This window comes from Sediminispirochaeta bajacaliforniensis DSM 16054, assembly GCF_000378205.1.
GTDB classification, from domain to species: domain Bacteria; phylum Spirochaetota; class Spirochaetia; order DSM-16054; family Sediminispirochaetaceae; genus Sediminispirochaeta; species Sediminispirochaeta bajacaliforniensis.
Genome location: NZ_KB899446.1, coordinates 1 through 11,032, shown reverse-complemented (window position 1 = coordinate 11,032; position 11,032 = coordinate 1). Strand labels below are relative to the sequence as shown.

Annotated in this window: 10 protein-coding genes; all 10 read right to left on the bottom strand. The window is 38.8% G+C overall.

Features of this window, described 5'->3' with window-relative positions; translation table 11 throughout:
- Window positions 1–99: 99 nt before the first annotated feature.
- Entirely contained in the window at window positions 100–1,686 is a 1,587-nt protein-coding gene (locus F459_RS0121235) for a response regulator transcription factor (protein ID WP_020614666.1), read from the bottom strand.
- Window positions 1,686–3,467, bottom strand: coding sequence for a cache domain-containing sensor histidine kinase (locus F459_RS23405; protein WP_081623776.1), 1,782 nt, complete (start codon window positions 3,465–3,467; stop codon window positions 1,686–1,688). The genes F459_RS0121235 and F459_RS23405 overlap by 1 nt, the downstream gene beginning before the upstream one ends.
- 111 nt (window positions 3,468–3,578) lie before the next feature.
- Window positions 3,579–4,613 (bottom strand): zinc-dependent alcohol dehydrogenase, encoded by a 1,035-nt coding sequence (locus F459_RS0121225; RefSeq protein ID WP_020614664.1) that lies wholly within the window; start codon window positions 4,611–4,613, stop codon window positions 3,579–3,581.
- 10 nt (window positions 4,614–4,623) lie between these two features.
- A complete protein-coding gene (locus tag F459_RS0121220) occupies window positions 4,624–5,451 on the bottom strand; it encodes a class II fructose-bisphosphate aldolase (protein WP_020614663.1) in 828 nt (275 codons plus the stop codon).
- A gap of 16 nt (window positions 5,452–5,467) precedes the next feature.
- Window positions 5,468–6,526 (bottom strand): NAD(P)-dependent alcohol dehydrogenase, encoded by a 1,059-nt coding sequence (locus F459_RS0121215; RefSeq protein ID WP_020614662.1) that lies wholly within the window; start codon window positions 6,524–6,526, stop codon window positions 5,468–5,470.
- On the bottom strand, window positions 6,513–7,430 hold the full coding sequence (locus tag F459_RS0121210; RefSeq protein WP_020614661.1) for a carbohydrate kinase family protein: 918 nt from the start codon (window positions 7,428–7,430) through the stop codon (window positions 6,513–6,515). Before F459_RS0121210 ends, F459_RS0121215 begins: the two co-directional genes overlap by 14 nt.
- A 24-nt stretch (window positions 7,431–7,454) precedes the next feature.
- Window positions 7,455–8,171 (bottom strand): ABC transporter ATP-binding protein, encoded by a 717-nt coding sequence (locus F459_RS0121205; protein ID WP_020614660.1) that lies wholly within the window; start codon window positions 8,169–8,171, stop codon window positions 7,455–7,457.
- On the bottom strand, window positions 8,149–8,937 hold the full coding sequence (locus F459_RS0121200; RefSeq protein WP_020614659.1) for an ABC transporter ATP-binding protein: 789 nt from the start codon (window positions 8,935–8,937) through the stop codon (window positions 8,149–8,151). The genes F459_RS0121205 and F459_RS0121200 overlap by 23 nt, the downstream gene beginning before the upstream one ends.
- Before the next feature lie 23 nt (window positions 8,938–8,960).
- Complete coding sequence (locus F459_RS0121195) at window positions 8,961–9,965, bottom strand: branched-chain amino acid ABC transporter permease (RefSeq protein ID WP_020614658.1); 1,005 nt, start codon at window positions 9,963–9,965, stop codon at window positions 8,961–8,963.
- A 15-nt stretch (window positions 9,966–9,980) separates the two neighbouring features.
- Window positions 9,981–10,847 carry a branched-chain amino acid ABC transporter permease gene (locus F459_RS0121190; RefSeq protein WP_026295146.1) on the bottom strand — a complete coding sequence of 289 codons (867 nt, stop codon included), beginning with the start codon at window positions 10,845–10,847 and terminating at the stop codon, window positions 9,981–9,983.
- Between the last annotated feature and the right edge of the window lie 185 nt (window positions 10,848–11,032).

Sequence of the window (11,032 nt, the reverse complement as noted above, 5' to 3'; positions counted from 1 at the left end):
TATACGGTTAGAAACGGGAAATATGTCGAGGTGAAATAGCAAATCACGTACAGGTATCTGTCGGAAAAACCTTCCCTCAGATACCATCCCCTTCAACTTTTACATACCATCAGTATGATATTCCGAAGGTGTTACTCCTACACGTCGTTTAAAAATCGTTGAGAAGTAGGTAGGATTTATATAGCCGCATTTTTTTGATATTTCATAAGTTTTAAATTTTCCTGATATAATAAGTTTTTTTGCATGTGCTATACGTATATTTGTTAAGTAATCAATAAAAGACTTTCCAACTTTTTGTTTAAACAAGGCACTAAAATAATTAGGCGAGAACCCTAACTCTTCGGCAACCTTGCCAAGCGTTAATCCAGGGTCAAAAAAATGATTATCGATGAACAATTTAGCCAATTGAATGGAATGCATATTGATATTGGCATTTGTATCAAAAACCATGCAAATCTTGAAAAGAAAATCCATCAAAGCTCCCAACATACTGGTTAGAGTCGTACAGGAAATAATCTTTTTATATTCTTCAGAAGGATTTCCGATTATAGAGGCTATTGGAAAATTAATATCAGCTAAAATTTGCAATGTTTCACTAAAAATCATACTAACAATCATTTTTATATTCAACGATGAAATATTGTCATCTTTAATAATTTTCTCCAATTTGATAAAATATTGCTCAATACCTTTTTTGTCAAATAAAGAAATGCATTGAAGGATTTTATTTATATCAATGTTTCTGAAAACTTTCTCCGAAGCAACACTTTTAACATCGGTATCTTGTATATCACGGTTTGCACCCCAAATAAAAATATAATCTGCATACTGACAAAGGAAATCATATCCCTCAATGCTATGTTCTATTCCTCTATACGAAGGAGAACATACCGTGGTATATTCCAGATCAGATTTTACCATTCGTAGTTTGCGGATAAAAAGGTTTGTAAAATTTCCTAATTCATCCCGATTATTACTTTCGAAGAGCAATAAATATTTTCCGATAGCTTCTTCAATAATAATCTTTAATACACCCATTCCTAAATCAAAAAAGACTTTTTCAAGTTTTTGGGTAAAATCAAAAATATCTTTTTCATCCATATCCTCCGTTAAGTTATCAAAATGATCAACCTGCAACATCACCAAAGTACAATAAGAAAACGATACCAAGTGATTAGGCATATACTCAAAAAAATGTTCTTTCGATAACCTTCCGGTCAGATATTTGTACAAAACATGGGGAGAGGCAAATTCATCAGCATGTTGAACATGCTCATGCAACTTAATAATTTTGTCATTATTAGTACTATCAATATCAAGGTTATTTACGATTTTTGAAAGAATCCTACAAAGAGAAGGAACTTCTACCGGCTTTACAATAAAGCCGGATACTCCCACCTGAATTGCAGTAAGGGCATATTCAAATTCTTCATATCCGGTTATAAGGACAATATGACAGTCTTGGTCTTGCTTTCTGATCTTCTTTATCAAGTCCAAGCCATTAAGAAGCGGCATTCGTATATCCGTGATAACAATGTTTGGATGTAGTTTACAAACTTCAGTATATGCTTTCTCACCATCAGCAGCCGTCCCAACAAGCGATAAGCCAAGATTATCCCATGGAATAGTTTGTGCAAGGCCTTCCCGAATAAGTTTTTCGTCATCTGCAAGAAATACCGTATACATTAGAGTTTTTTCCTCAGATCATTTGGAAGTATTATTCTTACCGACGTTCCGTTGTTCCTTTCGCTTGCAATAGATAATCCGTATTCCCTACCGGCAAGAATATGAATTCGGTCATTAATATTTGACAGTCCATAGCAATCAGTATTATTTTCCGATTGACCATTTGCCAGCACCGCCTGGATTTCATGTAGCTTTGAAATTTCCATTCCCACACCATTGTCTACTACCTGGATGCATATTATATTATCATCCTCCTCAATGTGTATCATAATCATACACATGGTATCAGAAGGACGGATGCCATGTGCTATCGCGTTTTCAACGACAGGCTGAAGAATCAGCTTAGGAATGAAACATTCTGACAAAGATTGATTCTGAAAGATAAAATAGTTGAATTTATCGGGAAATCGTATTTTTTCAACGGTAAGATAGCTACGGACATGTTCAATTTCATCACACAACGGAATAATATTCTCTCCGTTGCTAAGACCAATTCTAAAAAAGGTAGAGACAGATGAGATCATTTCCGTAGTTTTTTTCACATCACCTTTACAAGCGAGCCAATTTATAGAATCAAGTGTGTTGTAAAGAAAATGTGGATTAATTTGTGCCTGTAGTACTTCGTATTCATGTAAACGGAGCTGTGCCTGTTCCTTTTTAATAGTATTAATCAATGTGTTGATCCGCGTTGCCATTTGTCGGATATTATCTGTCAGTTCCCCAATTTCATCATGACGAATCGTATATAAAGAACGTGAAAAATCACCTTCTTTCACAAAATCAACATAGGTATTCATTTTGACGATTGGAGCAAGTTCATAACTTGCCAGCTTTCTTGAAACAAATATATCGATAAAAAAGAAAATAGTAATGACCATCAAAAGAATATTAAAAATATTTCTACTATTTTCCCTAAGAAAATGTTTATACACAACACTGGCCAGTATCCAACCATTCGTAAGATACTTGACCAGCACAAAACACTCTTTCTTTTCTATGATCTCCAGAGAGGTACCAATAGCCTGGTCCGTTACTTCTCTAACAACCTCAAAGATATTGTTGAAATTAGAATGAATTGTATTTGCCAACATTATCCCATCAGATTTCAATAGTAAAGAATAGCTATGCTCTCCGAAATCGGCCTGCATCATGTTCTCCAAAATTGCCTGGCGTATTTCATGAACGACAATACCATAGGGTTTACCGGTTTCACGATTAATCAGAGATGTGCCGATAAGAAGTACAGTCCCCCCCTGATACGCAACAATTGGAGAACCACCATAATGGATGAAAGTCTGAAAATCCCCATGATTTCTTATTTGAGAATATAAGTCATGATCAATATCTATCCTTTCTCTTAAATCATAATAACTAGTTTTTCCAACAATTTTGTTGTCCAAAATAATGTATGTCGAAAAAACTCCACCATACAACTGGCCTAAATCAATCAGACGAAGGCTCAGCAGCTTAGAAATATCATCGTTTCTATCTATCTCAATAGCAGATTGCCGGATAAGACGCTGAATTGTGGAATCGGAATTTACCGCCATAGTCATTTTTTGGATACTACCGAGCAACGTGTCCAATTTTTTCACATTATTCTCAACGATTTGGCTACTTAAAAGCAAAGTCCTGTTACTAATCTGATTATTCGACTCATAGTAAATGAGGAAGCCTTCGCAAGCCAGGGGGATCATCATAAACAAAGAAAGATAAAGCATAAGGCGATGGCTCAAGGAGGTTGAAAAAAAAGTAATCACCTTCGACACATGTATTTCCATAGTGTAAATATAGTCGCCATCAAGAATAGCCGCAAGATATCTATCCTTCCCCGCCAGAATGAAGATCGACTATGATTAACAGCCCCCCTTAAACCTTTTTAAGATAATTAATTAGTCGTCAAACGTAAGAATAATCTTTAAAACCTTCTTACCTCTTACCAAGCCAATTGCCTTGTCAATTTCCGTATATGGCATTATGTGTGAATAGAAATCTTCCGGCTGTATAGTCCCATCGGTAATAAGTCGTATTGTTTTATCCATAATTGCATATTCCCCATACGGGAAATTGAGCATATGTATACTTGTATTATTTTTAAGTAATGCAGTATTTACTAGACGATCATCTTTTTTTAGCACACCAAGCGATCCGACCTTTCCTCCCGGCTTTAATCGATTACTAGCCTCATAGATAATCGTCGTCAGTCCAACGGCATCAATAACCATATCAAAGCATATTCCATTTAGAATACTATCTACAGACTCTTCATTAAAATTGATAGTATGTTCTACTTTTGCCACTTTTTTCGCATAGGCCAAGCGTTCTGAGACGCCGTCGATCTGTGTCACATGTGCACCAGCAAAACCACAGAACATTGCCAATGCTATTCCCATCGGACCGGCGCCGTAAATCAAAATATCCATCTCGGGTTTGACACCAAAATTTACGACAGCAGAATGACATTCTGCCAAGGAAAGTAAAACTCCCGCATCAATATAGTCTATTGAAGAAGGAAACTTATGCTGGCGTGGAAAAGGGAGGTTCTCTGCATTAAACCCATCTTCCAACATTGAACGATCATCATTAATAATTCCATATTGAGCCATACTTCCATGCGTTTTTGAATATCCGTTCCCAACATTCGGATGCAGATTGGGATGAATATATCGATCTCCGATATGGATGTGCCTGACCCTTTTCCCCAACGCAACAATTTCACCTGCACCTTCATGCCCTAAAACAGTCGGAAATCCTCCAAAACCATTTACTAAAGTTCCGTCGATAATCTGAAGGTCGGTTCCATTACAGAAACCACAAGCATGAACTTTGCATAAAGCCTCATAATCTCCTAAGATTGGCATAGGAATGTCGTCGGCAATTTTCACTTGCCCTTCTCCTATAGCGATGATAGCCTTCATATAAGGCATACTATCCTCCCTATTTATTCAGAAATAATCTGATTTTTTTCGTGGCCACTTCGAAAACATGTTTTTTTGCTTGATGTTCTATGGCATAGATATCATTTGTTTGGATTTTTTCACCCAACCCTTTGATATATGCGAAACGTATTTCTGTAGCAACATTTATTTTTCTAATACCGATTTCTATCGCTTGCCGTATCAACACATCAGGAAGACCTGATCCGCCATGCAAAACAAGAGGTGGAGTACCTGCATCAACACATGCCTGAAGACGATAAAAATCAAGATGTGGAGTAGCCTTATACATACCGTGAGCATTTCCGATTCCAACGGCAAGAGCATCACAATGAACAGTTGAAATAAATTCTTTTACCTCTTGTAGATCAACAAGATTAACATGACTATTCGATATTCCGTCTTCAACTCCTTGTATGGCACCAAGTTCACATTCCACTGAGACACCTACTGCATGAGCAGCTCGAATTACAGCAGTGCTTGTCGTTATGTTTTCTGAGAAATCATAATGGGATCCGTCATACATTACAGAGGTAAATCCTGCCCGAAGACATAAAATAACCTGTTCAAAACTTATGCCGTGATCCAAATGCAGGACAACTGGTACCGTGCTATTGTTCGCCAAACGTTTGGCAATATCTGAAAGATAATAAAACTGGCCAAAATTAATTACGCCTTGTCCAATCGAAAGAATAACAGGAGATTGCTCATTTTCGGCTGCTTCCATAATCGCTTCTGCAATTACAATATTATCGATATTGAATGCTGGAACAGCAATCTTCTCCTTTTGGGCGATTGCAAGGACTTCTGAAAGGGTTACCAATGCCATTGTTATTTCTCTCCAATCATTGATCAGTATTTGTGTTAACCGCTACCATAGCTTTCACGGTATGCTGTGCATCATAGATGGCGGCATCAAAGGCCTCTTGTGTCTTCTCAAAAGGAAATATTCTCGGAGCAATTTTTTTTATATCGATTATTCCCGAGGCAACAGCATCTATTGCACGATTAAAATTATTTCGATATCGGTAGATTGTTCTTATTTCCCCTTCTTTATACATCAAATCCATAAAGGGGTAAGGCACCGTGTCATGAATATTCCCGACATGGACAATTCTCCCCCCACGCTGTAATACCGTCTCCGCCAAAAGAGCCGTATGGGTATTTCCAGCCGTTTCAAAGACTATCTCGGCACCCTCGCCATTCGTCAATTCTTTTAATTTAGCATCGGTATAAATAGCATTACTATTCTTGATAGCAACATCAGCTCCTAAAGCTCGAGCCATTTTAAGCCGGCTGTCACATATGTCAACAACAATAATCTTCGTTGCGCCAGATGCCCGACATGCCAATAGCGTCGTTAATCCGATGCAACCAGTTCCTAAAATAATAACGGTGCTGCCGATAGTTACCTCACCCCTGTTTGCAGCCGAAAGCCCGACGGCAAGAGGTTCAATCATCGCACCTTCTACAAAACTTACTGACGGAGGCAATTTTCTGATAACGGAAGCAGGTATGGCGGTATATTTTCGAAGCATACCGTCATAGGGAGGTACAGATGGGAAAATAACATGAGGACAAAGATTATATTTTCCCTCTCGACAATAGTGACACTTACCGCAAGTTATTTGCGGCTCAAATGTCACACGATCTCCTATTGCCAGATTGGTAACTCCTTTTCCGATTTCCACAATCGTTGCAGAACATTCATGTCCCAGGATAAAGGGTAAGTTAAACGATTTTCCTTTCCGCATTCCGGTCTCTAAAAAATGTGCATCTGAGCCACAGATACCAACATACTCAATGCGAAGGAGCACTTCTTTTTCAGCAGGTTCTGCTACCGGTATATCGACAATGGTTATCTTCCCTTTTTCCGTCATATATGCAGCGCTATTTTGCATCATATTCCCCTCTTTCTATTGCTTTCCAGATTTCTTCAAAACACAGCTGTCGAGAGCGTCCCCCAAGTCCCGTGCAAGTAATTGCGGAAAATGTGTTACAAAAACGCAAGGTCCTCTCCATGTCATAATGGCGTACAGCATAGCAGTAAAGAAATGCTCCATGGAAATTGTCTCCCGCTCCAGTAGTATCTAATACAGAAACAGGAAATGCAGGAGCACTATAATATTCGTCATGGAAATATGCCAACGAACCATGACGCCCCATGGTAATACAGCTGACTGTCACACCTTTATCGGAGAAATAGTTACAGACCGCCTTATTAGGAAGTGCAAATTCTTTTTTAACCGTCGTGTCATCGAGAATCATAATATCAACATACGGCAGGAGTGATTCAAGAACGGATCTGGAATAATTTCCTCCATCAACAGAAACGATTCCCTGATAGTTCTCTTTGTAAAATTGTGCACAATCAACAACCGCAGTATCAGATAGACCGCCCAGATGAATCAGTTTCGTTTCTGAAAACATTGAAGTATCAATGGAAGAAACATTAATCTGCTGAATACAACCGCCATAATGTGTAATACACCGGCTGCCATTTTTTTCTACTTGAATAGCGCTAAATGAAGACATTCCGCCTTTAACAGCCACCATTTGCAAATATGAGAAATTTTGCCCTTCTAGGTCTTTAACAATAAAAGAAGTAATCTCCGATTCCTCTCCCTTTGCAGTAACTAATCCGGCGGAACCACCAAGTTTCTGAAAGGCAGAAGCCGCGGTAGCTGCAATACCTCCAGAAACATAACTAATATCTCTAGCTAATAATCTGCGATTACTTTGAGGCGGCTCATCAATCAACAATAGTACATCTTGCGTTGCAGAACCTATAAATAAACAATCCAACACAATGATCTCCTTATCGTATTAATATTAAGCTTCGCCGAGATAGAGTTTGCGAACATCATCATTGTTGAGAAGTTCATTGCTTGAACCGGAAAGGGTTATACAACCTGTCTCCATGGCATACCCCCGGGTCGAAACCGATAATGCCATTTGCGCATTCTGTTCAACTAATAAAATAGTGGTACCCATTTGCTGAAGTTGAGGAATGATCTTAAAAATCTCCTCAATAAAAATTGGAGCCAAGCCAAGCGAAGGTTCATCCAAAATCAGCAATTTAGGGTTAGAAACCATAGCCCGCACGATGACTAGCATTTGTTGCTCACCGCCGGAGAGTGTACCTGCCAATTGAGAAGAACGCTCACGCAATCGAGGAAATGTACAAAACCACCTTTCGATCTCTTCCTTGACAGTATCGACATCTTTTCTACAATATGCCCCCATATAAATATTCTCCAAGACAGTAAGCTTCGGAAAAACGTGTCTTGATTCAAGAACTTGTGCTATTCCTTTTGCCGCCACCTTTGGAGCAGGTAGGCCATAAATAGATTCTCCGTTAAGAATGATATTTCCACCGCAAGGTTTCAGCATACCCGATACACAGCGCAAGAGTGTTGTTTTTCCGGCACCATTTGCCCCAATCAATGCAACAACTTCTCCTTTATTGACTTTTAAGCTGACTCCTTTTAGCGATTTAATCACACCATATTTATGTTCCAGGTTTTCAATTTCCAGCATGCTTTGCATGTTGCACCTCTCCCTTTCCAAGATAGGCTTCAATCACTTGAGAATTTTTCTGAATATCATTTGGTAGGCCTTCGGCAATCATAGCACCATGATCTAATACAGTAATTTTATCCGACAAATTCATCGCCAACTTCATATCATGTTCTATCATAAGAATGGTAATCCCCATTCCACGGATAGCATGGATAATCGAGATTAATGCATCTTTTTCAACCGAATTCATTCCGGCAGAAGCTTCATCCAGCATCATCATTTTCGGACCACTCGCCAGACCACGGGCAATTTCCAATAATCGCTGTTCGCCATATGGCAGATTGCTGGCAAGTTCCCCTGCCCTATTATCCAGATGTGTCAAATCAAGTAATTTATATGCTTTTGCAATGATCTTTTCCTCTTCCTGCCGTTCTGAACGTGTATGAAAAATTGCCGGGAAAATACCACTCGATGTACGACAATGTTGTCCAACCATTACATTTTCCAGTACAGACATATTTTTAAACAGACTAATATGTTGAAAAGTACGTGCAATTCCTAATTTATTTATTTCATGTTTTTTCTTACCTGTAATTTTCTTTCCGTCTAAAAAAATCTCTCCTTCAGTAGGTCGATAAACCCCGCTTATTACATTAAAGCATGTTGTTTTTCCCGAACCGTTCGGACCGATTAATCCGTGTATTTCACCTTGTTCTATGCACATATTCAGATCATTAAGTGCTTTTAAACCTCCGAACTGCATAGTAACATTCTTGATTTCTAATAATTTCATCATTACCTCATTAATCTAATGATTCATCGTCCATTCGTATCCGTCACAGGCCGCACAGGTAGGCGACTCAGCACCTGATAATATTTATTTTTCAGGGTACCGGCGATCCCATTCGGCATAACAAGTAAAACAACAACGATAAGCAAGCCGTAGATCATCATCTGAAGTTGTCCGAATTGTTGCAGAAACTCCGAGACAGCCAGCATAAGTGTCGATCCGATAAGAGGGCCTAAAAAAGTTCCCATTCCTCCTATTAGTAGCATAACCAAGAACATTGAGGATTGATCTGCGGTAAAAGACTCCGGACTTATAAATCTGATAAGATGAGCATATAATGCTCCTCCGAAACCAGCATAAAAAGAAGCAATGGTGAAAGCCGTAGCCTTGTACTTTGAAAGCTTTAGACCAAAGGCTTCGCTAGCATCCTGATTGTCTTTGATTGCCAGCATGGCCCGACCAACTCGAGAATTGCCAATGCGTAACTTGACAAAGAGAGCCAACAAAACCATTGCAAGAACGAAATAAAGGTATGCAGAATATGATGTAAGTTCATAGTGAAAAATTCTAAGAGGAGGAATTCTCGTTATTCCATCTACACCACCAGTAAGCCAACCACAATTAACGGCAAGTAGACGAACGATCTCTCCGAAACCTATTGTAACCATGGCCAGAAAATGATGCATTAATTTTGCACAGGGTAATGCCAAAAAATATCCGACAAGTGCCGCAATAGAAGCAGCTATAATCATTGAAAAGAAGACGGGCATACCTGCTTTACTTAGTAGTGCAGAGCAATAAGCTCCAATAGCATAGAAGCCAGCTTGACCGAGAGAAATCTGTCCTGAAAAGCCAAATAAAATATCAAAACCGGTGTTGACTATCATATAAATACCTAACGTACAAAGCAGTAATTGCGTAAAAATGTGTTCAGAAAAAGCTATAGGGAAAAGAAGAACACATCCGATTACGATTACACCTAAAATGTGTTGGTACTTCCTATTTGCAAATACTTCCATAATTGCTTTCATATAGATAAAACTCCCTTATTCAGCTTTTACTTTTAAGATTCCACTTGGCATTACGAAAAGAACCAACATCAATACTCCAAATGAAATTATTTCCTTAAATGAAGAAGAAAGATATCCTGCTGCTAATGTCTCAACAACACCGAAAATGACCCCGCCGATGATTGCTCCATACATGTTTCCATATCCGCCTAGAACAGCAGCCGCAAATCCTTTAAGCGACAGAATTGCACCCATCTTGGGGTAGACACCGTAAATAGGTGCGATAAGAACCCCAGCAACCGCCGATAGTAATGCGGCAGAAGCCCATGCAAAAGCAACGGTACCCGATACATTAATACCTACTCCGCCGGCAGCCAGAGGATCTTGTGCAGCAGCACGCAGGCTAGTGCCCATCTTTGTTTTTTTCATAAAAAGATGCAAGACAAGCATACAAATGATGGTTACAAGAACAATTGCAATTTGCTGAGGCATAATTGTTACACTTCCGACGTGCAGGGGAATTTCACCCAACGGAGAAGGAAATGTTTTTACATTTGTACCCCAAACGTTCATTGCAAAGTTCTGTAGAAAAATTGATAAACCTATTGTCGCAAGTACAATATGAATTTGTTGACTTCCCCGTTTTAACAATGGCCCAACCATAAAATAATACATAGCCACACCGAAAAAATACATGATCAATGCAGACAAGACTGCAGAGAGTAAAAACGGAAGATGCAACAAGATATGTACTGAATATGCGACAAAGGCTCCAAGCATGAACATTTCGCCTTGCACAAACGACATTAGATTTGAAGCACTATAAATTAAATTATATCCAAGTCCGATCAGCGAATAGATACACCCTACAGAAATACCACTTAACAGTAATTGCCAAAACATTTCACCCTCTCTTACAGGTTAAGTTTCCAAGCAAGATATTTAACCGTTTATATAGCTAAATTTATCGTAACAACGTTATTAGTAAAGAAATGAAGGGGATGGTATCTGAGGGAAGGTTTTTCCGACAGATACCTGTACGTGATTTGCTATTTCACCTCGACATATTTCCCGTTTCTAACCGTATA

Coding starts and splice junctions, on each gene's coding strand:
- F459_RS0121195 (WP_020614658.1), bottom strand. CDS start 9,965: ATGAAAGCAATTATGGAAGTATTTGCAAATAGGAAGTACCAACACATT.
- F459_RS0121200 (WP_020614659.1), bottom strand. CDS start 8,937: ATGAAATTATTAGAAATCAAGAATGTTACTATGCAGTTCGGAGGTTTA.
- F459_RS23405 (WP_081623776.1), bottom strand. CDS start 3,467: ATGGAAATACATGTGTCGAAGGTGATTACTTTTTTTTCAACCTCCTTG.
- F459_RS0121235 (WP_020614666.1), bottom strand. CDS start 1,686: ATGTATACGGTATTTCTTGCAGATGACGAAAAACTTATTCGGGAAGGC.
- F459_RS0121190 (WP_026295146.1), bottom strand. CDS start 10,847: ATGTTTTGGCAATTACTGTTAAGTGGTATTTCTGTAGGGTGTATCTAT.
- F459_RS0121220 (WP_020614663.1), bottom strand. CDS start 5,451: ATGGCATTGGTAACCCTTTCAGAAGTCCTTGCAATCGCCCAAAAGGAG.
- F459_RS0121225 (WP_020614664.1), bottom strand. CDS start 4,613: ATGCCTTATATGAAGGCTATCATCGCTATAGGAGAAGGGCAAGTGAAA.
- F459_RS0121215 (WP_020614662.1), bottom strand. CDS start 6,526: ATGATGCAAAATAGCGCTGCATATATGACGGAAAAAGGGAAGATAACC.
- F459_RS0121205 (WP_020614660.1), bottom strand. CDS start 8,171: ATGCAAAGCATGCTGGAAATTGAAAACCTGGAACATAAATATGGTGTG.